The sequence below is a fragment of the Solemya velum gill symbiont genome (assembly GCF_002020255.1).
In the GTDB taxonomy this organism is placed as follows: domain Bacteria; phylum Pseudomonadota; class Gammaproteobacteria; order Chromatiales; family Chromatiaceae.
The window spans coordinates 56,774-77,147 of sequence record NZ_MPQG01000006.1 but is presented as its reverse complement, the minus strand read 5'-3'; the positions used below and the strand labels follow the sequence as shown (position 1 = coordinate 77,147).

The window sequence follows — 20,374 nt, the reverse complement described above, 5'->3', positions numbered from 1 at the left end:
ATGTAATTAATCGTTAAGTTCTACATCCCAGCTGATCACATGCCCGGCAGGCAGGTCATCAGCAAGGTGTGCAAGTATCTGTTCAACCCGCTGTGGTGTATCAAAGAATTCCACAACGACTGGCAATTCCAGTGACAGGTCTACCAGGGATGCGGCGTGCAGTTTACCTGAGTCACCAAATCCCGCAATCCCCCTGAACACAGTCACACCACGGAGTGTCTCCTGTGAACGCAGCTTCTCCAGCAATGCGTGTAAATGATCACCTGCTTCCATGAGATAGATTCTGACAAGACGCGCTTTCGACATCAGATACTCCTTGCAAGCATGATTCCGATCCAGGCTGCAGTCACACAGCTGACGACCGAAAGCAGTACATTACCGACAGCTCGCAGTAATGCCCCCTCCTCGATCAGCATCAGGGTCTCTATGGAAAAGGTCGAAAAAGTTGTAAATGCGCCCAGAAAGCCAATCATCAGAAACGCTCGCAAGTCACCGTTGCTCGCCAGGCGCTCAACCAGCAGCACATAGAAAACTCCCATCAACAGTGAACCAAGCAGGTTGACAGCCAGGGTGCCCCACGGGAAACCGCGCCCCGCAAACTGGTAGACAAGCGTCGACATCCAGTAACGCCCGATTGCACCAAGTGCACCTCCAGCCCCGATCAGTAGTAGCTGGTTCACGGCAACAGCTTACTTCAGCAATTTGTTGACGTCATCGAGATCAGACTCAGAAAGATTCCCGGCAGCCTGTCGAAGGTAGAGACCATTGAGTACATACTGGTAACGTGCACTCGCATAGTTACTACGAGCCCCGAAGAGATTGCGCTGTGCGATCAAAACATCGACCAGGGTTCGACTGCCAACCTCGTAACCGGCAGTTGTCGCATCCAGAGCACTCTGTGCAGATACAGTTGAAGCCTGCAAGGCCTTGACCTGGCTGATTGCTGATTCCACTCCACGATATGCATCTCTAACCTGGCGATTTGCTAGCCGTTTCTGTCCTTCATAACTCTCAAGCGCAGCTTTCAGTTCGTGACGTGTCTTGCGTACATTGGATGAGACTGATCCGCCCAGGTATATAGGCAATGTCAGCTGCAATCCAATCATCTCGTCACTAAAATCAGTTCCTGTTGAGGGGGAGTCCCACACCTCTGATTTTGATGCAACCAGATCGAGTGTTGGATAATGACCCGATTTCTTAACTTCAACTTCCTTGCGCGCAATTTCAACCGCCTGGTGTGCAGCACTCACAGATGGATTGTTCTCCAGTGCCTGCTTACTCCAGTAATCCAGGCTTGACGGGTTTGGACGCCTGAGTGGAATCGAGGGCTTGAGCTTTGCCAGCTCACCGATACTGCCCCCACCAACGATGACACGTAACGCCTCTCTGGCATTATCGAGCTCGTTATTAGCCTGGATCTGGTTTGAACGCGCATTATCGTAAGAAGCCTGTGCCTCATGGACATCTGTAATTGCAATCAGACCCACTTCGTAACGTTGCTTGGCCTGGTCAAGCTGATTGTATATCGCCTTGGTCTCGGAGCGTGTGAAACGCAGATTATCCTCTGCTGCAAGTACGTTGAAATAGGCCTCTGCAACACGAATAATCAGTCCCTGCTCTTCGGTCGTGTACTCAGCTTCTGCTTTAGCCACAACACTATCAGCCTGCTTGTACTGCATGAAATTTCCGCGATTGAAAAGCGGCTGTGTCAAATCGAGTGATGCGGAGCCAGTATTATTTGAACCAGAATAGGAATCGCCATTACCCCAGGTCGTGCCTGCATTCAGGACCACTTGTGGCAACAGGCCTGATTTGGCCAGCGGCTTGGCCTCACGGCTTGCCTCAAGCGTGTAACCGGCAGCACGATATTGCGCATCATTCGATTTTGCCTGGTCGTAGATATCTCGCAGATCATCTGCAATAACACCCGATATGAGTATTGCGCTCAGAAGTGAAACAGCACCGGCAGTTTTGAAAATTGATTGAATGCACTGCATTCCCGGATCCCCGTCATGTTCAATATTGCAGATTATTTTAGCAGATGCACGAAAGGCTAACAGAAATAGATCACGCATGTAATTTTCGTGAATGAAGAGCATCGGCACGGTGCTACAATCGGGCGCATGAAGAATAACAAGACAACTCCAGAGCAGACCTACAGTTGGAACAATTTGGTCAAGATGGTGTTAGGCCATAGACACGAACTGCTTGTAGCAAATATTGTCGCCATTATCGGTACTGCACTGGCGGTTCCTGTTCCACTTCTGATACCCCTTCTGGTCGACGAGGTGTTGCTGGACAAACCAGGGGCAGCAATCGGTTTCATCAACCCCCTCTTCCCCGAAAGCTGGCACGGGCCGGCTCTATATATACTGATTGTCCTCGCGGTGACCCTGCTGCTGAGGCTGTCATCACTGATTTTCAGCGTGTGGCAGAGCCGTGAATTCACACTGATCTCGAAAGATGTCATTTTCCGTATTCGCCGCACACTGCTGCAACGCCTGCAGCGCATATCAATGGCCGAATACGAAACCATCGGGTCTGGAACAGTCGCATCTCATCTTGTCACTGACCTGCAGGCACTCGATGACTTTGTCAGCGTCAGTGTCAGCAAAACCCTGGTCGCCGTACTCAGCATCCTCGGTACGGCAGCTGTGCTTCTATGGATGCACTGGCAACTTGCACTATTCATCCTGCTGCTAAACCCGGTGGTTATCTATGTCACGACCCTGTTTGGACGCAAGGTCAAACAGTTGAAACGACGAGAAAACAGCGCCTTTCAGCTTTTTCAGGAGTCGCTCTCGGAAACTCTCGATGCAATCGTGCAGATTCGGGCATCCAACCGCGAAAAACACTATTTCGGTCGCATTATCGAGGTGGCCGGAAAGGTTCGTGAGGACTCCGCAAATTTCGCCTGGAAAAGTGACGCCGCATCACGCTTTTCATTCGTCATCTTCCTCTTCGGTTTCGATGTGTTTCGCGCCGTGAGCATGTTCATGGTGCTCTATTCCGACCTGACTATAGGTGAAATGCTGGCAGTATTTGCCTATCTCTGGTTCATGATGGGCCCAGTACAGGAGGTACTGAGCGTACAGTACGCATGGCACGGGGCAAAGGCAGCGCTGGAGCGCATTAACAGCCTCTTTGATGTGTCGCTGGAACCCAGCTATGCACACAATGAGAACCCCTTTGAAGGCAAGCAGACTGTCTCGATACAACTGCACCAGGTCAATTTTTCCTATGGCAACAGGGAAGACGAAGAATCGAAACCGGTTCTGAACAATCTCTCGCTGGATATACCTGCCGGAGAGAAAGTGGCAGTTGTAGGCGCTTCCGGAGGCGGCAAGACAACCCTGGTGCAAATACTCCTGGGGCTCTACGAGGCTGACAGTGGCAATGTCTGTTTCGATGGTATTCCGGTAACCGAAATCGGCCTAGATACTGTCAGGGATAATATCGCTTCCGTTCTCCAGCATCCCGCCCTTCTCAATGACACGGTTCGCATTAACCTGACACTAGGGTGTGAAGTCAATGACGAAGCACTCTGGAAAGCGCTGGAAATCGCCCAGTTGAAAGCAACAATCGAGGCTATGCCTGAAGGGCTTGATACCCTGGTCGGCAATGATGGTATTCGCCTCTCCGGCGGCCAACGCCAGCGTCTTGCAATTGCTCGCATGCTGCTGACAAACCCGAAAGTAGTGATTCTCGACGAAGCAACATCGGCGCTCGATACATCTACCGAGCAGCGCTTGCACGATGCACTCGAAACCTTTCTCAAGGGACGCACAACCATCATCGTTGCGCACCGCCTCAGTGCTGTTCAACAGGCAGACAGGGTATTGGTTTTCGAGGATGGCAGAATCGTGGAAGATGGACACCACCAGAAGCTGATGCAGCAAGGCGGCCTGTTTGCATCACTTTACAGCGGACACAGACAATAATTTACACAGCAATGCCATATCATTTAATTATCATATCAATTGATACAATAAAAGAAAGTGGCTAAGGTACACGAATTAGAGAAGTAACAGCAACCCGGGCTCCATGTGAGAAGAGTATGTTGTTTTAATTGCCCACGCGATCGGGATCAAAAGGTAACCAGGCATATATGAAACAGGACAAGATAGAGACAGCATGGTCAGGCGCTGAGAAATGCGAAACTTGTGGCATACGTCACCTGGCGCTCTTTGCGGATCTTGAACACGAAGATTTCGTGCATATCCACAATCCCATCCATGAGGTCGTTTTCAAACATGGTGAGGCACTTTATCACCTGGAGAGCGCCGCCGAGCATGTCTACACAGTGCGCTCAGGACTGGTTAAGCTGGTGCAGTATCTGCCTGACGGTACGCCGAGAATCGTGCGCATTCTCAGGCCTGGTGACCTTGCCGGTATCGAGATAACCACTGGTGGTAATTATCAGCACAATGCAATCGCCCTGACCCCGGTGGAAACCTGCCAGATCCCCATGACTGTCATCAACACGCTCTCGGAAGAGACACCGCGCCTGCATCGCCAGTTGCTGGAACGTTGGAAAAATGCACTCATTACTGCAGATTCCTGGCTGACCCAACTCTCTACAGGCACGGCACGCAACCGTGTGATCAACCTGCTGTTGTGGCTCGACGCGAATACAACCCAGGCGGATGGCAGTTTCACTCTGCCTGTTCGAGAGGATATCGGCGCAATGGTGGCACTGACAACAGAAACTGTCAGTCGTATCGTTGCCGAATTACGGCGTTCAGACATCGTCAGCATGCTACCCGGCCAGCGCGCACGAATTGACAGGGATGAACTTGCCCTGCTGATAGAAGAGGAGTAAGCGGTCGTCCCATGACACCCTTCCCCGTTGATCCGGATGCAAGTGTGCAGGCAACTGTATTCGCACTTGTATCAAGCAAGCGAAAAAACAGGAAACGCTTTTCAGAGGGGTGTGTCAGGGAGATGCAGGATGAGCAGAGCGCCCTTGCAGGTCATGATCCCGACCGCGGCATTCATGCCGCAGTCGTCTATGGACCATCGTTTTCATCAGAGAGCCAGCGGGTTTATCACCTGGTTCGCTGGCTCTGCTGAGACTATATTACGACGCGCATTCCCTCTTTGTCCTGGCGCTGTGATTTAACCACATCGAGGATATCACCACGCTTGACCAGGTCACCGAGGGTGATGCCTTCAAGAAAGTTGTATATCTGCTCACTCAGTTCATCCCACAGGGAGTGAGTCAGGCAGCGCTGTCCACCACGGCAGTTGCCCTTGCCCTGGCAGCGGGTAAACTCTACCCACTCATCGACTGCACAGATGATGTTAGCGATCGTAATCTCGTCCATTTCACGTCCGAGATAGTAACCACCACCCGGACCACGCACACCACGAACCAGTCCCTTGCTACGCAGAGAAGCAAACAGCTGCTCCAGGTAAGAGAGGGAGATGCCCTGATTCTCAGAGATATCTGCCAGTGTTACCGGACCCTTTTCACCATGTAGTGCCAGATCCAGCATTGCGGTAACTGCATAACGACCTTTTGTTGATAAACGCATATTCGATTCTCCACACGGATGATTTCCGAGTTATCTTGTAGGTAATTATTAGATAACCTAGTAATTTAGTCAACAATTATTTTTGCGGAAAACACGAAGAGGATTATGGATGTTATTTTTAGTTATATATTAGTGACTTATTCTTCTTTATTAATGTCAGTTAACATATAGGTATGCGACAAGCAGAAGCGCAACCAGCGGTTCAGAAAGAGGTTGGCACGCCATTTCTGGTGGAGGCCGGGGTTGGAATAGAGGCCGTCGACAGGAAGAATCATCTGCTTGCCGAAGTGCTCCACCTCAAGAGTCTGTGCGTCATGATAGAGAACCAGGTGGGCATCCGGGATACTGACCGGCGCCGCATCCTGATCTCCGCTGAAGAGGTGTGTCATGAAAAGACGCTGGGTATAGGGCCCCTCGCGAGTCACCAACATCACTAACGGTGGATAGTTGGATGGGTTTGCACAGAAACGCCCGCTGAGTGACGAAACTGTTGGCACGAGTGACGTCAACAGCGCGTAGTTCTCCTCGCACAGACGGCCGAGCGCACCGAGGGTCGCCCCGGACGGCAGTTGTCTGGCCAGTGATCTGTCGAGTGTGCTTGCCTGCAAAACGCATTTTCCTCGTGTTGTAATAGAGAAATCATATCCTGTTAGAAGACAAACGGCAAAAGCGTGATAAAGAGGGAAAACCGATCCGATTCGCACGCAAATCTCTGCTAGAATGAACAGGTTTTCATTCCACCTGAAAGATCTGCCAAGTGAGCGACAAAACTTCTCTCAGCTACCGCGATGCGGGTGTCGACATCGACGCCGGAAACAGACTGGTTGACCGTATCGGCCCTGTCGTCAAAAAAACCTTTCGTCCTGGTGTACTTGCCGGACTCGGTGGCTTCGGCGGCCTCTTTGAACTGCCGACTGATCAATACAAGCAGCCGGTGCTGGTTTCCGGTACTGATGGCGTCGGCACCAAGCTGAAAGTTGCCATGATGCTCGGCAAGCATGACACCATCGGAATCGACCTGGTTGCCATGTGCGTCAATGACATCATCGTTGCCGGTGCCGAGCCCCTCTTCTTTCTTGATTACTATGCAACCGGCAAACTCGAAGTTGAAACCGGCGTGCAGATCGTCACCGGTATTGCAGAGGGATGCTTGCAGTCGGGTGCCGCACTGATTGGCGGTGAAACTGCTGAAATGCCCGGTATGTACGAGGGTGAGGATTATGACCTTGCGGGCTTTGCGGTTGGCATTGTCGAAAAGAGCAAGCTGCTCTCTCCCGAGGCCGTCAACGAGGGCGACGTTATTCTGGGGCTCGCCTCATCCGGCCCGCACTCCAATGGCTATTCGCTGATTCGCCGTATTCTGCAGGCAGCTGATGCCGATCTCGCTGAAGAGATCGATGGCCGTCCACTTGGTGATGCGCTGATTGCACCGACGCGTATTTACGTCAAGCAACTGCTGAAAGTGATCGAATCATCTGAAGTGCATGCACTTGCACATATCACCGGAGGTGGCCTGCCGGAGAACCTGCCGCGCGTTCTGCCTGACGGCCTCAATGCAGAAATCAGTCTCGACAGCTGGGAGATGCCTCCCCTGTTCCGCTGGTTGCAGGACAAAGGTGGTGTCGAAGAGTCGGAAATGCTGCGTACTTTCAACTGTGGAGTCGGCATGGTTGTCGTTGTTCCCGAAGATGAAAGCGAGCGCGCCACTGAACTGCTGCAAGCTGAGGGAGAGACAGTCTACCGTATCGGCCGTATCGTCAAGGGTGACGAAGGCTCTCGGGTTATCTACAGCTAATACGATCAGACGCATGCTTCGTATTGTCGTTCTTGTTTCCGGTAATGGCAGTAACCTGCAGGCAATCCTGGATGCTGTCGCCGAGCCTGACTTTGCTGCGGAAGTCGTTGCTGTCGTCAGCAACAGGCCCGATGCCTATGCACTGCAACGCGCAGCAAACGCTGGCGTCAAATCAGTTGTGGTTGACCATGCCGGTTTCGCTGACCGCGACAGCTACGATGCCGAGCTAATCAATACGATCGACAGCTTTAAACCGTCGCTTGTACTGCTTGCCGGTTTCATGCGCATTCTGACGAGTGACTTTGTGCGCCACTACAGCTGCCGCTTGCTAAACATCCATCCGTCGCTGCTGCCCGATTACAAGGGTCTGCACACACATCGCCGCGTTCTGGAAAACGGCGACACCACCCATGGCGCCAGTGTCCATTTCGTTACCGAGGAACTCGATGGTGGCCCGGTTGTTTTACAGGCCAGGATCGGGGTAGAGAAAGATGACACCAGCGACAGTCTCGCTGAACGCCTGCTCAAAAAAGAGCACCAGATCTACCCGCTGGTGGTTAACTGGATCGCTGAAGGACGCCTTACGTGTAAAGATAACAAACCGCTGTTTGACGGAGAACCTCTCGACGCCCCGCTACAGCTGGATGAGTTGTAAGCGGGAATCACTGCTCCTGAATATTGATCAGGAACGCGGCAGGGTCACACCTGTCTGGCCATGGTACTTGCCGCCACGATCCTTGTAGGAAGTTTCACACACCTCGTCAGACTCAAAGAAGAGAAACTGGGCAACACCCTCGTTGGCGTAGATTTTTGCCGGCAGCGGCGTGGTGTTAGAAAACTCGAGCGTCACGTGTCCTTCCCATTCCGGCTCAAGCGGCGTGACATTAACGATGATGCCGCAGCGGGCATAGGTTGACTTGCCAAGACAGATTGTCAGCACGTTGCGTGGAATGCGCAAATATTCAACCGTACGTGCCAGCGCAAAAGAGTTCGGCGGGATAATACAGACATCCGAGGTCACATCAACGAAACTCTCGTCGTCAAAATTTTTGGGGTCAACTACAGCTGAATTGATATTGGTAAAAATCTTGAACTCATCCGCACAGCGTACATCGTAGCCGTAGCTGGAGGTTCCATAGGAGATCGCGCGCCCATGCTCGAGATCACGTACCTGCCCCGCTTCAAAGGGCTCTATCATGCCGTGGCTCTCGGCCATGCGGCGAATCCATTTGTCAGACTTGATTGTCATGCGAAAACTCTCTGTTCCTGCCAATATCGATAAAACCAGGCGAGAGTGTACTCCGACACCCGGCAATTGGCGAGCCCCCTACTTGAAATTGACGCCCAAAGCCCATATAAACAGACCATATTGACGATTTTTCAGAGCCCCGGGACGGGGCTCCCCTATTTCGGAGTAACAGATGCAACGCATTTTTCTCTTCCTGGCGACCAACTTCGCCGTCTTACTGCTTGTTGGTATTATTTTCCAGCTGCTCGGCATCGAGGGCATACTGCAGGAGAACGGCGTTGATATGAACCTGCAGGCACTGCTGGTGCTTTCTGTGGTGATCGGTTTCGGTGGTTCCTTCTTCTCCCTGTTTATGTCCAAGTGGTTGGCAAAGCGCAGCATGGGTGTTCAGATCATCGAGACGCCAAGCGGCCAGGCCGAACAGTGGCTCGTCGATACAGTCACCCGCCAGGCTCAGCAGGCAGGTATCGGCATGCCTGAAGTTGGTATCTTCAACTCACCCGCACCGAATGCCTTTGCAACCGGAGCCAACCGCAATAATTCACTGGTTGCCGTCAGTACCGGTCTGCTGGAGAACATGAACCGCGACGAGGTTGAAGCCGTACTTGCCCATGAAGTCACTCACGTGGCGAATGGTGACATGGTGACACTGACCCTGATACAGGGAATAGTAAACAGCTTCGTCATCTTCTTCTCACGCGTTGTCGGACACCTGGTTGACCGGGTTGTTTTCAAAACAGAACGTGGATACGGTCCCGGCTATTACATTGGGTCAATTGTTGCGCAGATCATTTTCTCGCTGCTCGCCTCGATGATCGTCATGTGGTTCTCACGCCGCCGCGAGTTTCGCGCCGATGCAGGAGGCGCCGCCCTGGCAGGCAGACACAAGATGATTGCTGCTCTCAGGCGCCTGCAGACAGCGCATGATCCGGAGCCCCTGCCGGACGAGATGGCGGCATTCGGCATCAGTGGCAAGGTTAAAAGCCTTTTCAGCAGCCACCCGCCGCTGGATGAACGCATCATCGCGCTGGAAAATTCCACGCAATAAAGGGCTTGTGCCCCCCGCATTCCGCAACGGTCGCCAACTGCCCGGGATACGGGGCTCTCTTCATCGTGGATCATCTACTGGTGCAATAAGCGGCTTAATTCCGTATCATATGGCCATTCTTTCGCCATATAGCCCGCTCAGTGGATTTCCTACACATACTGTTTCTCGCCTTCGTACAGGGCATCACTGAATTTCTTCCGATTTCGAGTTCCGCGCACCTGGCACTTGCGCCTTATATCGATGGTATGGCTGACCAGGGACTCTCATTTGACGTCGCCATCCACGTCGGTTCACTTCTCGCCGTTATTCTCTATTTCCGCAAGGATGTACTGGCACTCACCATCGATACGACCCGGCATTACCTGCTGCGTGGGCCAGAGACAAGCCACAGCCACCTCGGCAAACACATCATCATAGCGACCCTGCCGATTGTTATTATCGGTGCGGTGACTGTCGGGTTTGCCATGGATGACCTGCGTAGTCCTGTTGTTATCGGACTGGCCAGTATTCTTTTCGGCCTGCTGCTCTGGTACAGCGACTGGCGTGGTGAGAAGAAGCGCACTCTCGACAGCATGAAGGTGACGGATGCATTGCTCATCGGCCTGCTGCAGGCTTTTGCAATTATACCGGGAACCTCACGCTCTGGTATCACTATTACCGCTGGCCTGCTGCTTGGCTACAAGCCTCGGGAAGCTTCGCGCTTCTCCTTTTTTCTCGCGATTCCGACAATTCTGCTTTCCGGTGTGTTGGTGAGCTACAAGCTGATTTCCGGAGATGATGCAGTCAACTGGGGCGACATGCTGATCGGAGCCGTGCTCTCTTTCCTGTTCGCCTGGCTCGCAATCCACTGGTTCCTCAAACTGCTCGACAAAACAGGCATGCTGCCGTATGTCATCTATCGTGTCATTCTCGGCGCAATTCTGCTGATACTTTTTCTATAATAGAAGCCTGAGCCAATCAGGGAGAGACTCATGAGTACAACTACCGCTGACAATGTCGATCAAGCCGAGGTCAAGAAATTCGAAGAGCTGGCGTCACGCTGGTGGGATCCGCAAAGCGAATTCAAACCGCTGCACGATATTAATCCGCTACGCCTCGATTATATTGACTCTGCGGCCCCTCTGGCAGGCAAACAGGTTCTCGATGTCGGCTGCGGAGGCGGCATCCTGTCTGAATCCATGGCTGCACGAGGCGCACATGTCACAGGTATAGATGCCGGCAAGGCACCTCTGGAGGTCGCCCGTCTGCATCTGCTTGAGTCAGGCCTCGAAGTTGATTATCAACAGGTCATGGTTGAAAAATTCGCAGACGAGAGGCCCGCTACTTTTGATGTCGTCACTTGCATGGAAATGCTCGAACACGTACCTGATCCCTCCTCTGTCGTAGCCAGTTGTGCAAAGCTGTTAAAGCCTGGTGGCACACTCTTCCTGTCGACAATTAACCGTAATCCCAAGGCCTGGCTGATGGCCGTTGTCGGCGCAGAATACATTCTCAACATGCTGCCGAAAGGCACACATGAATACCGCAAATTCATGCGCCCGTCGGAACTCGAAGAGTGCTGCAGACTTGCTGGCCTTGGCGTCACTGACCTGACCGGCATGACCTACAACCCTCTGGCCCGTACCTACAAGCTCAATCCATGCGACTTTGATGTCAATTACCTGATGACTGCGGTCAAGCCTTAATCTATGGAAATGATTAAAGCTGTCCTGTTTGACCTGGATGGCACCTTTGCCGACACTGCACCTGATCTCGCCTATGCGCTGAATCGTACGCTGGAAGCATTCGATCGTCCGCTACTAGAATATAAAAAGATCCGGCCCGTGGTCTCCCACGGCGGGGTTGCACTGATCAGGCTCGGCTTCGGACTCGAGCCGAAAGATGAAGGTTTCGAATCTCGCAAGGCCCACCTGTTATCAGTATACGAAGAGAACATCGCCCGTCACACGCGCCTGTTTGACGGCATGGACGAGGTAATGAATCTTCTCGAGCGGCAACATATGCCATGGGGGATCGTCACCAACAAACCGGCATGGCTGACTGACCCATTGATGGATGCCATGGGCCTGAGTGAACGCAGCAGTTGCATTGTCAGCGGCGATACATGCGAAAAGAACAAACCTCACCCGATGCCCCTGCTGCACGCAAGCGAATTGATCAGGGTGCCGCCGCCACAATGTCTCTATGTTGGTGACGCGGAACGGGACATCAGGGCAGGAAATGATGCAGGCATGCAATCAGCTGTCGCCTTGTGGGGCTATATTCAGGATGAAGATCAGCCCGACGAGTGGAATGCCGATATCACCCTTGAGACGCCTGAGCAACTCTCTCTACTGCTGCAGCCCGACTGATATGCACGAGCAGGCAGCAGAGGAATACGGATTTCCCAACAGCACAACTCCGGCAGGCTCTACAGCCTACTATATTGTTCGCTTTTCGCCGCAACAACTGCAACAGAGACAGGCATTGCTGTTTGCCTGGTACCGGGAACTGCAACGCCTGACAGAAATTGAAGAGAGGGCTGTTGCAAGCGCAAAACTCGCCTGGTGGCTCACAGAAATCACAGACAACTTCGACACCAGCAGACATCCACTGGTAGAGGCGATGCAACAACAAAAGATCAATCGGCAAGAGCATCTTCTCGATATGCTCAATGGTATTGCCACGCTTGTTCAGGAAAACCGGTTTTCGGTCAACGAGGCAAGGTTAATCGGTGGCAGCTTCAGCCAGTTGCTCACCCTGCCCTATACTGAAGAACCAGCAGCGCTTGAAACTGCGGCACAAGTCGGCAGCTTCGATTACCTTGTACGGCAGCTTGCAAAAGAACCCGTTGCTAATCCCGCCCCCCTTGAGGAGATAGAATTACCCAAATGTGAATTACCACCGGGGCCTGTCACCGCACAGGCGGTCGTTGCTGACAGACTTGCAGAAAAAATCAGGCGTGGACAAGGAAGCAAAGAGAATGCCCCCCTGGAACTGACACCAATTGAAATCCTCTGGCATGTTTGGCGCAAACGTCATGCAATGAGACAATAGCAAAATATTTGACAGGAAAACGACGCATGTCCAACTCAACAATACTGGTTACCGGTGCTGCCAATGACATAGGCAGAGCTGCCAGCAAGGCCCTGGCCGAGTCAGGTGTAACAGTTATCCTTCTCGATAAGGATGTCGCAGGTCTTGAATCACTCTACGACGAGATCGAGGCAGCCGGTTTTCCGGAAGCCGCCATCTACCCGATGGATTTAAACGGTGCGACGGGTGATGATTATGAACAGCTGGCCAACACAGTAGCAGATAATTTCGAACAATTAGATGGACTGCTGCACTGCGCCGCAATGCTCGGCGTGATGAGCCGTGTAGATGATTATGATATCGAGAACTGGTTCAAGGTGATGCAGACCAATCTCAATGCCCCCTTTCTGTTGACCCGGGCACTTTTACCATTGCTGAGAAAGTCACAAGCTGCATCGATCCTTTTCTGTGCCGATGGTTTGGGCAGCGAGGCGAAAGCCTACCAGGGTGCCTATGGCGTCTCGAAAGCAGGAAGCAAGGCACTGATGTCGATTCTCGCATATGAGCTCGAGAACAGCTCCATCAGGGTCAACAGCTATGACCCGGGCATTGTTGCCACCGGCATCCGTCGGCAGGCATTTCCTGCTGAAGAGACTGACGCTCTCCATAGCCCGGATGATGTGGCCGGAAAGATCAGGGAGATAATGGGGCAGCGTGAGGCCCACGGCAAACAGCTGTCGGCGTAGAAGTCGCACAATAAAACTCTGCTCTTCACTGCGTCGCTGCAAAACACCCCGCACTACAGGCAACAAAAAAGCCCCGTCAGTTGACGGGGCTTTTTATTCCAATCGCTAATTCAGCTTACTGTGACTGGCTCACCATGTAGGCGACAGCTGCTGCAATATCGGCATCAGGAATTGAAGTATTTCCGCCTTTCGCCGGCATGAAACCGGTTGAACCGGCAAAACCGGTAATGGCGTGCTGTGTGAGAACGTCGAGACCCTGTGGAATGCGTGCAGACCAGGCATTCGCATCACCCAGCTTGGGGGCTCCGGCAATACCCATGCCATGACAGGCCAAACAGCTGCTTTTATAGACTGCTTCACCCTTTGCCAGATCCGGACCTGCTGTAGCCGAAGCTTCTGGTGCTGGTGCAGGCATTGCCGGTGCGGCTGGTGCAGGCATTGCTGGTGCGGCTGCGGGCATAGCTGGTGCAGCAGGCATTGCCGGTTCTGCGGGCACTTCTGGTGCTGCTGCAGGGGCTGCAGGGGCTGCAGGGGCTGCAGGAGCATCAGCATCGATACCTGATTCCGTCAACATATGTACAACAGCTGCCTTGATCTCATCGTCAGTCAGAGCCGGGTTACCACCGCGAGCAGGCATGGCTGCACCTTTTCCGTTCAGTGCAGAGTTCATCAGGGCATCCATACCTGTATCAAAACGGGGCTGCCATGCAGCGTTATCACCAATTTTTGGTGCATTGGCAACGCCGGTTGTGTGACATGCGGCACAGGCTGAAGCAACAATGTCAGCACCGGACTTGGCTGCAGCCGGAGCTGCGCTTGCATCGTCGGCACTCTTACCGGCAACTGCTACTGTGGCGATCGGCGCAAGGCGCTCTTCAATCGCTTTTCTTGCCATCTCGTTATCTTCTGCTTCATCACTGCTACAGCCAGTAATAGAGACAGTAAAGGCGGAGATAATCGCCAGAAACGCAACTTTGCGTATGAAGCCTTTATCATCAATTTGTGAAGACACCCTGTGCACCTCTCTGAATTAGTATGTTATGAAAAATTAATGCTCGCGGGATTATAGCGATTTTCAGCTATTTTTTGTAGCCGCGGGATGATTATCCCTGCAAAGAGGTGAACGACAGTAGTTTTCTAGCAGGTAGCTGCACAGAATAGAAGCCATAGCGAAGCATAGAGAAAAGCCTGTGGCTTAACGGAATGGATAAATCGAAACCAGCCACACTCACTACCCTGCCGAGCACTCTGTGCGCGTCTGTTAATGGATCTATTTTGTGCCGGTTGTCAGCCCTGGTCATTACGCGCGCGCCGTTTACCCCTGGAATCCAGCCGAGAAACCTGTGGGAAACAAGCTTCCCTTCGGCATTGGCAATCACCAGCAAGTCACCCGGATAGTAACGGGGGCAGCGGACTACTTCCAACTGGTCTCCATCCCTGATGATTGGCTCCATGCAACTGCCACTCACAGAGAGAGTGAACCCCTCGTCCCCTTGCGAACTGGCAAGAAGATCAATAACAACTTGCTGCTGAAACCGGTTCACCGAAATTAACCTCCCCCGCATTTTCCGCCACAGCCACCGCAACCGCTGTTGATCTGTACTGCGGGACAGAAGGTTTGAGCACCAAACAGTGATGGCTGTTGATCGCCAAATTGGGCAAATGCACGTTCAGTCATATCTGAAGCGTTTCCAAAAACCGGTGAATGATTCCAGATGGTATCGATATCCTGAACATGCAGGTTGCCACCTGACCAACGCAGGTGCAGGCAAGTTAACACTTCACCGAATGGATCGATAACAATGGAATCCAGGCCGGAGCCACAATTCTTGGGCACCTTGTTGGCACTGTAGTTCAGTGCTGTCTGTGCACTAGGTGCTTTGAGTGTTTCGCGTTGATTGCGACTGCCAAGTTGCCGTCTGCGTGCAATGGCATTGACCGCTTCCCATTGCTCATCGGTTGGCTGAATTTCCAATGGTTCATTGTCACCATTGTCACGCGGCGCCACCGGACCCTGCATGGAGAGACGCACACCAAGTTCCTCGGCAAGATCTATCATCTGTTCGAATTCGTGCCAGTTCCAGGCAGTGGGTGTGGTAATCAGGCTGGTACGCAACCCAATTGACTTCATATATCGGATATTGGAGATGAGTCGTTCAAAACTTCCCTTGACCCTGGTTTGCCTGTCGTGAGTTTCTGGCGTCGCTCCATGCAGACTCATTTCGATGTTCAGCGGATCCATCTCCTGCTTGATCCGGTCGACAGCCTTTGCCCGCAAGGCATGCCCATTCGACTTGATGCGTACCACGAATCCACGCTCCCGAGCCATCTTGCCGATTTCAAAAAAATGCGGGTGCGCCATCGGCTCTCCACCAGTCAGGGAGATACCGAGCACCTGCATCCTCTCGAGATCATCGAAAAGCACTTGGTACTGATCGAGCGACAGTGGTTTGCCATTGGCATTCTTGTCGTTGTAGCAGTAAAAACAATCAAGATTGCAGTCGAATGTCAATTCGAGCATCACTTCGTGCAACAGCCTGTTGGTACGAATATTGGCGACCACCGACTTGTACATGTTGACTACTCCCCGGAACCTGTTTCAGGCTGTTCGAGAACACCCCATGCGTAGAGTTCCTCAATATAATCATCAACCTGCTGTGCCACGTTGGCACTGCCTGTTGCATATTCACGAGAGAGTTGCTGAATAATCGCACTACGTGAACCACTCTCCTTGACGAGTTCAAGCACACGCAGGCCAACTCCATTGACAACCATCACCTCGCCGCGCTCCACTTGTACCACTACACCTTCCGACCCGACTGAGCGAAATCGTGCCCGGCTGCTGATGTTTAATGTTTCATGCTGCATGCTGTTGCTCCATTCTTGATTTTTCCAGTCCATCGGCGAGTTCATCAAACTGCATCTCTTTACTGAATTGCAATGTTTGCAGGGGATGCCTGTCGGCCAGGGCGCTGACGACAGTGTCAACATCGTCTGTAAATTCAGGGATATTATTGACGAAAGGCATATTTGACAGCAGGGTGACATGCTGTGAAACAGTTGCTAGTGGTTTGATACTGAGCCTGTCAGACTTCTCAATTCGGTAAACACCTCCGACAGGAATACCTCCACTGGCATCGCGTTTCATGTTGTGCTGTCGTCCGAACTCACCGGCAAAAGGCACTGGAGTCGCAAGAAATTGACCTTCCGTATCACGAAACAGGACGTTGATATCATCACTGAGAATTGTTGCCCCGCCCTCGTGAGCTATTTTTGTCAACGTCGTCTTACCTGCGCCAGAAATACCCACGAACAACCACGCGAGCCCATCATGAATAAATCCACCGCTGTGCAGCAGGCAGCCACCCTGCTTCAACAGGAGATGAGCAGTTGCAATACGCAGATAGTTTTCGATAACGATTCGGTTAAGGAGAAGTTCAGTTGCCTGAATGTAGAGCCTGTTGTGACGTCTATCGGGAAAGAGAGCAACTATGAAATCGAGAGCATCGATTGTTTCTATCTTGCCAAGAGGATTCCAAAAGCACCATCCGCCGCTAGCCAATTGCCGCATCTTCGGTAGATCAAGACATTTCGAGTTACGGACTTCACAAATGACCAGTGATTTATCATATAAATAAGGTGGTATATTATCTATAAACCCTTGATATGACTAATTTATATGGCTCTTTATGGATTGGTCTACTCCAATAATCTGGTGATCTAGCGGCCCAATCCCTATCATTTCGAACAATCAGCTTCCGTAAGTTGTGCAGGTACAGGTACCCTGGTTTTTACCCAAGGTAGCAGGTGGTGAAGAACACTCGGGATCAGAACCGTATGCACATGAAGATGCCATCACCTCCATCACCTCGACACTAATAACGACAGGTGCCTCCCATGCGGGTTTGCCAGTTCCTTCCTGGTTACTCGCTTTATTCTCATCATTTGTCATATATGCAATCTCTAAGTTTCCCGTTGATACGGTTGGAAACCGATTAATTCAGCACCAGTGCAGGATCACCAAGCAGCCAGTAGATGTTGAGCATGAAGTCATTGACCTGCCCAACCGACTGAGACTGCATCACGGTCACCGCATCACCCAGAGAACGGTGCTCGGCAAGTGCAGCATTGTAAAATGCGGTTGCCAGTACACCGGCATCAGCATTCAGTGATTTTCCGGTTGGTGCAACCGAGGCGATCGCTCCCTTGAGGAAACGTCCGCTTGCATCAAGTTCAGCCTGGTCAGGAAATACCAGCGTTTCACTGAGTGACTTGTAGCCAGGGTAGTTGCTGTTGCCAGCACTACAGGTCAACGGCAGGAAGAGTGCCTGCCCCTTGCTGTTGTCAAATGATGCTACATCCTCTTTCTTCAGGAATTTGTCCAGCCTGCCAGTCAGACCGTGCCCCATGTAGCCGACCACACTGCTTTCCCAGGTTGTGGAGTCTCTCAGGGCCGCCCCGATATCATTCGTTGGATAATAATAGGCCTCACTGTCATAACCCAGCTGACTGACATGGGCAGCTGCAGTCGCAACATCAGCATGAAAGTCACCGGCACTGTCAGGATCATCGGCAGCCAGGACAACACGGCGCATCCAATTCCCATCGAACGCGAGAGATTCGTAGTTCTTCACCTTGTTGACGTAAGCAACACCCTCTTCATCAGTCACGACAGATATGCGACCGGCAGAAAAATCATTGACGCCATCTGCATCGACATCAAAATAGCTCGCATCTGAAGAAGCCAATCCCCAGGGTGTAACGGCCATCTGCAGAGGCACCCAACTGTCGAGCTTGCCCTGGATGTTTGTATGGTCAGCAGTACCACGACCGATCAGCGCAACGAACTCTGGCGCTTTTCTCCAGCGTTCTTTGGTGTACTTGAGAAAGTCTCTGATTGCCTGCGGATCGGCACGTCCGAATGAGAACTCGTCATAGATATCCTGCAGCCAGACAATTTTCACTTTTCCGTGCGTCCCTTGGCGATACGCTTTCAGTGTGTTGGCGGTATCTGTCAGTCCACGAGGCGCAATGATCAGGTAATTAGCACGCTTGTTGCGGCTCTTCAGATTTGATGGAACATCAGCAGTAACCAGGGGTTCGTTGATAGCAGTATCCGCTGATACAAGTACGTCTGAAGTAGCTGTTAGCTTGAAAGTGGCTGAGTAGTTGCCGTCACCTTCAGGCGTCACCAGCAGATCGCTTCGCCATACAGGTTGATCTGTAGGTGATTCGACAAGATATACGTTCGCTGAGCTCAGCCCCCGAACAGTATGCGTACCCGCTTCAAGTCCTTTCATCCATAACTGGTTGGAGTCAGCATGCATTTCTCGCTGATAATCGATCTCGATTCTGTCCAGAAGCTCCCATGAACCACTAAGCTCAGTGGTGAGGCGTAACTTGCCATTACCGGATGCCAATGCTGCCTGGTCAATTTCCAGCTCGATGATTTTCTTTTCAAACCCGTCCCAAGTGACGAATTTTTCCACTTCAATGCCATCAGAAACGAAAGTGGCTGTCACCCTGTGATCATCGCCCCCCTGAATATCTGATGCACCTGAGAGATAGATGCGCATCCTGGCAACACCTGACTCAGCTGGCGATGTGACTTGAATGGACTCCTCGAAAGGAGCAATGTCACGAACCAGCTTCCACACCCAGTAGTTTGCATCCGCTGTTTTGAACAGGTGCGGATAACTGAAGTTGTCCTGTTCGATGAGCTCGGTGTGGGTGAAAGTTCCAGGCGCCACCGCTAGTGACGGTTTGCCTGCTTTACGTCCACTCTGCGGCATGGCGAACTTGCCGTTGCCTTGCTGGGACAACTGAAATGCATTATCAGTGGTAAAAAGTGATTTGTACGGCTGAGCTACAAAATAGAGTGCATCGGAAGCGGCATCGTAATGCCATTGGGCTTTATCACCCTGGTATCCCAGCTTGACATACTTACCCTTTGACAACAGCTTCCGCACCTTGGACTCTCGCTTGCCCATGAGGTCAGCCAGCATCGGAACCGTGAGCTTGTAAAGTCCAGCTTCACTGGTTTTAACCAGGTGTGCCTGTTTCCCAGACCGGCCTTTTTTGAGGTTCTTCTTGAGTTCATCACGCGAGGCATAACGCTTGAGTACCTGTTGGGTATCTGTCTCAGGCATCTTGCGCTTGCGTGCGACAAAACCGGCGGCCATAGAACGCCACTCGGACCATTCGTCCCTGTTTTCTTTCGGTCGGGCTTTCTTGTTATCAGACTCACGAGACCATCCGGGCAGACTGATCTGAACAGGAGTCGAAGGAGAGATAACCGGTTTTTCATCAACGGATGGAATTTCTTCTACAGAAGTTTGCTGTCCAGACTGTTCATTCGTGGTAGAAATCACTGCCTGACTGGACTGCTGAGCGGTTGAACTCTGAATACTATCGCCGCAGCCCGTAAGCTGAAGCAACATGATCAATGTAATTGGGGATGCAATAGTTGAAATCCGTCTCATCCTGAATACCTCGTGTAGGTACAAGTCCCTGTGTGGGCCAATATTAGCCTCTGCCGTTCCCTTTTACAAATCATATTTGTGTCTCTTAACTAGAACTTTCAAACGTTATTGTTTGATAATACACATAATTGTTCCCTATTGGAAATATCACAATGGTGTAAAAAAATCAGTTACAATTCATCACGATGCACCTGTAGCTCAGCTGGGTGAGCGACAACCGTCATGCCGGTGGCATGACGCAGTGGCGCGAACGACCGGCCAGGGATGGCCGGGGCGGAGCCAATCCACATGGACGTGTGACAGAACAGACAGTTATCATTACAACCCTTAAGCGCCTGTAGCTCAGCTGGATAGAGTGTCGCCCTCCGAAGGCGAAGGTCACAGGTTCGACTCCTGTCAGGCGCGCCATTCACTTCCGTTCATGACGCAAAAGCACCAGGAGTACCAGCCCCTTCGGGGCGTTCGGTCACTTCCTTGATCTACCGGACCAAGGGTTCACCTC

Annotated in this window: 25 protein-coding genes and 1 tRNA gene; 13 read left to right on the top strand and 13 right to left on the bottom strand. The window is 52.0% G+C overall.

Annotated elements, in window-relative coordinates:
• Window positions 1-6 precede the first annotated feature (6 nt).
• From BOW06_RS06160 to BOW06_RS06150, 3 genes are read right to left on the bottom strand one after another with little or no spacing between them, the layout of a single operon-like run.
• Window positions 7-306: a DUF190 domain-containing protein gene (locus BOW06_RS06160; RefSeq protein ID WP_043115250.1), complete on the bottom strand. Its 300-nt coding sequence runs from the start codon at window positions 304-306 to the stop codon at window positions 7-9.
• Window positions 306-680 carry a fluoride efflux transporter CrcB gene (crcB, locus tag BOW06_RS06155; RefSeq protein WP_043115249.1) on the bottom strand — a complete coding sequence of 125 codons (375 nt, stop codon included), beginning with the start codon at window positions 678-680 and terminating at the stop codon, window positions 306-308. The genes BOW06_RS06160 and crcB overlap by 1 nt, the downstream gene beginning before the upstream one ends.
• A gap of 9 nt (window positions 681-689) precedes the next feature.
• On the bottom strand, window positions 690-1,997 hold the full coding sequence (locus BOW06_RS06150) for a TolC family outer membrane protein (protein WP_179115119.1): 1,308 nt from the start codon (window positions 1,995-1,997) through the stop codon (window positions 690-692).
• A 183-nt stretch (window positions 1,998-2,180) separates the two neighbouring features.
• Between BOW06_RS06150 and BOW06_RS06145 the strand changes: the two genes are divergently transcribed.
• The 3 genes from BOW06_RS06145 (at window position 2,181) to BOW06_RS06135 (ending at window position 5,073) form a co-directional block, all read left to right on the top strand.
• A complete protein-coding gene (locus BOW06_RS06145; RefSeq protein ID WP_078452794.1) occupies window positions 2,181-3,941 on the top strand; it encodes an ABC transporter ATP-binding protein in 1,761 nt (586 codons plus the stop codon).
• A gap of 167 nt (window positions 3,942-4,108) precedes the next feature.
• A complete protein-coding gene (locus BOW06_RS06140; RefSeq protein ID WP_078454518.1) occupies window positions 4,109-4,822 on the top strand; it encodes a Crp/Fnr family transcriptional regulator in 714 nt (237 codons plus the stop codon).
• Window positions 4,823-4,833: 11 nt separating this feature from the next.
• Window positions 4,834-5,073, top strand: coding sequence for a hypothetical protein (locus BOW06_RS06135; RefSeq protein ID WP_043115246.1), 240 nt, complete (start codon window positions 4,834-4,836; stop codon window positions 5,071-5,073).
• A 2-nt stretch (window positions 5,074-5,075) separates the two neighbouring features.
• Here the strand turns inward: BOW06_RS06135 and BOW06_RS06130 are convergent, their stop codons facing one another.
• Together BOW06_RS06130 and BOW06_RS06125 are read right to left on the bottom strand one after the other, a co-directional pair.
• A complete protein-coding gene (locus BOW06_RS06130) occupies window positions 5,076-5,537 on the bottom strand; it encodes an Rrf2 family transcriptional regulator (protein ID WP_052131923.1) in 462 nt (153 codons plus the stop codon).
• A 137-nt stretch (window positions 5,538-5,674) separates the two neighbouring features.
• Window positions 5,675-6,145, bottom strand: coding sequence for a DUF1249 domain-containing protein (locus tag BOW06_RS06125; RefSeq protein ID WP_052131922.1), 471 nt, complete (start codon window positions 6,143-6,145; stop codon window positions 5,675-5,677).
• 149 nt (window positions 6,146-6,294) lie between these two features.
• Between BOW06_RS06125 and purM the strand changes: the two genes are divergently transcribed.
• Together purM and purN are read left to right on the top strand one after the other, a co-directional pair.
• Complete coding sequence (purM, locus tag BOW06_RS06120) at window positions 6,295-7,332, top strand: phosphoribosylformylglycinamidine cyclo-ligase (RefSeq protein ID WP_043115244.1); 1,038 nt, start codon at window positions 6,295-6,297, stop codon at window positions 7,330-7,332.
• A 13-nt stretch (window positions 7,333-7,345) separates the two neighbouring features.
• Window positions 7,346-7,987, top strand: coding sequence for a phosphoribosylglycinamide formyltransferase (purN, locus tag BOW06_RS06115; RefSeq protein ID WP_043115243.1), 642 nt, complete (start codon window positions 7,346-7,348; stop codon window positions 7,985-7,987).
• 27 nt (window positions 7,988-8,014) lie between these two features.
• Here purN and dcd read toward each other — a convergent pair whose 3' ends face one another.
• A complete protein-coding gene (gene dcd, locus BOW06_RS06110) occupies window positions 8,015-8,581 on the bottom strand; it encodes a dCTP deaminase (RefSeq protein ID WP_043115242.1) in 567 nt (188 codons plus the stop codon).
• A gap of 172 nt (window positions 8,582-8,753) precedes the next feature.
• On the opposite strand from dcd, the gene htpX reads away from it, so the two are divergent.
• The 6 genes from htpX (at window position 8,754) to BOW06_RS06080 (ending at window position 13,390) form a co-directional block, all read left to right on the top strand.
• Entirely contained in the window at window positions 8,754-9,629 is an 876-nt protein-coding gene (gene htpX / locus BOW06_RS06105; RefSeq protein WP_078452855.1) for a protease HtpX, read from the top strand.
• Between the two features lie 140 nt (window positions 9,630-9,769).
• Window positions 9,770-10,570, top strand: coding sequence for an undecaprenyl-diphosphate phosphatase (locus BOW06_RS06100; RefSeq protein WP_043115238.1), 801 nt, complete (start codon window positions 9,770-9,772; stop codon window positions 10,568-10,570).
• Between the two features lie 30 nt (window positions 10,571-10,600).
• On the top strand, window positions 10,601-11,314 hold the full coding sequence (gene ubiG, locus BOW06_RS06095; RefSeq protein ID WP_043115237.1) for a bifunctional 2-polyprenyl-6-hydroxyphenol methylase/3-demethylubiquinol 3-O-methyltransferase UbiG: 714 nt from the start codon (window positions 10,601-10,603) through the stop codon (window positions 11,312-11,314).
• A 3-nt stretch (window positions 11,315-11,317) separates the two neighbouring features.
• Window positions 11,318-11,980, top strand: coding sequence for an HAD family hydrolase (locus BOW06_RS06090; RefSeq protein WP_230209596.1), 663 nt, complete (start codon window positions 11,318-11,320; stop codon window positions 11,978-11,980).
• Entirely contained in the window at window positions 11,922-12,665 is a 744-nt protein-coding gene (locus tag BOW06_RS06085) for a squalene/phytoene synthase family protein (protein WP_179115120.1), read from the top strand. The genes BOW06_RS06090 and BOW06_RS06085 overlap by 59 nt, the downstream gene beginning before the upstream one ends.
• A 26-nt stretch (window positions 12,666-12,691) precedes the next feature.
• Window positions 12,692-13,390 carry an SDR family NAD(P)-dependent oxidoreductase gene (locus BOW06_RS06080; protein WP_043115234.1) on the top strand — a complete coding sequence of 233 codons (699 nt, stop codon included), beginning with the start codon at window positions 12,692-12,694 and terminating at the stop codon, window positions 13,388-13,390.
• Between the two features lie 115 nt (window positions 13,391-13,505).
• Here BOW06_RS06080 and BOW06_RS06075 read toward each other — a convergent pair whose 3' ends face one another.
• The 7 genes from BOW06_RS06075 to BOW06_RS06050 form a co-directional block, all read right to left on the bottom strand.
• Window positions 13,506-14,402 (bottom strand): c-type cytochrome, encoded by an 897-nt coding sequence (locus tag BOW06_RS06075; protein WP_078461368.1) that lies wholly within the window; start codon window positions 14,400-14,402, stop codon window positions 13,506-13,508.
• Window positions 14,403-14,493: 91 nt separating this feature from the next.
• On the bottom strand, window positions 14,494-14,934 hold the full coding sequence (locus BOW06_RS06070; protein ID WP_143555918.1) for a S24/S26 family peptidase: 441 nt from the start codon (window positions 14,932-14,934) through the stop codon (window positions 14,494-14,496).
• Between the two features lie 5 nt (window positions 14,935-14,939).
• Window positions 14,940-15,965, bottom strand: coding sequence for a radical SAM/SPASM domain-containing protein (locus tag BOW06_RS06065; RefSeq protein WP_043115231.1), 1,026 nt, complete (start codon window positions 15,963-15,965; stop codon window positions 14,940-14,942).
• 5 nt (window positions 15,966-15,970) lie between these two features.
• The gene (locus tag BOW06_RS13065; protein WP_043115229.1) at window positions 15,971-16,258 is read right to left on the bottom strand and encodes a PqqD family protein; all 288 of its coding nucleotides are present in this window, start codon (window positions 16,256-16,258) and stop codon (window positions 15,971-15,973) included.
• Window positions 16,248-16,961, bottom strand: a complete 714-nt coding sequence (locus BOW06_RS13060) for a hypothetical protein (protein ID WP_179115405.1) — start codon at window positions 16,959-16,961, stop codon at window positions 16,248-16,250. Before BOW06_RS13060 ends, BOW06_RS13065 begins: the two co-directional genes overlap by 11 nt.
• 180 nt (window positions 16,962-17,141) lie before the next feature.
• Window positions 17,142-17,342, bottom strand: a complete 201-nt coding sequence (locus BOW06_RS12930) for a hypothetical protein (RefSeq protein WP_043115227.1) — start codon at window positions 17,340-17,342, stop codon at window positions 17,142-17,144.
• A 43-nt stretch (window positions 17,343-17,385) separates the two neighbouring features.
• A complete protein-coding gene (locus BOW06_RS06050; protein WP_179115122.1) occupies window positions 17,386-19,830 on the bottom strand; it encodes a C25 family cysteine peptidase in 2,445 nt (814 codons plus the stop codon).
• 248 nt (window positions 19,831-20,078) lie between these two features.
• Here BOW06_RS06050 and BOW06_RS13225 point away from each other — a divergent pair, with 248 nt between their 5' ends.
• Complete coding sequence (locus BOW06_RS13225) at window positions 20,079-20,213, top strand: hypothetical protein (protein WP_256857559.1); 135 nt, start codon at window positions 20,079-20,081, stop codon at window positions 20,211-20,213.
• A tRNA-Arg gene (locus BOW06_RS06045) sits at window positions 20,204-20,280 on the top strand. Before BOW06_RS13225 ends, BOW06_RS06045 begins: the two co-directional genes overlap by 10 nt.
• Window positions 20,281-20,374: the final 94 nt, after the last annotated feature.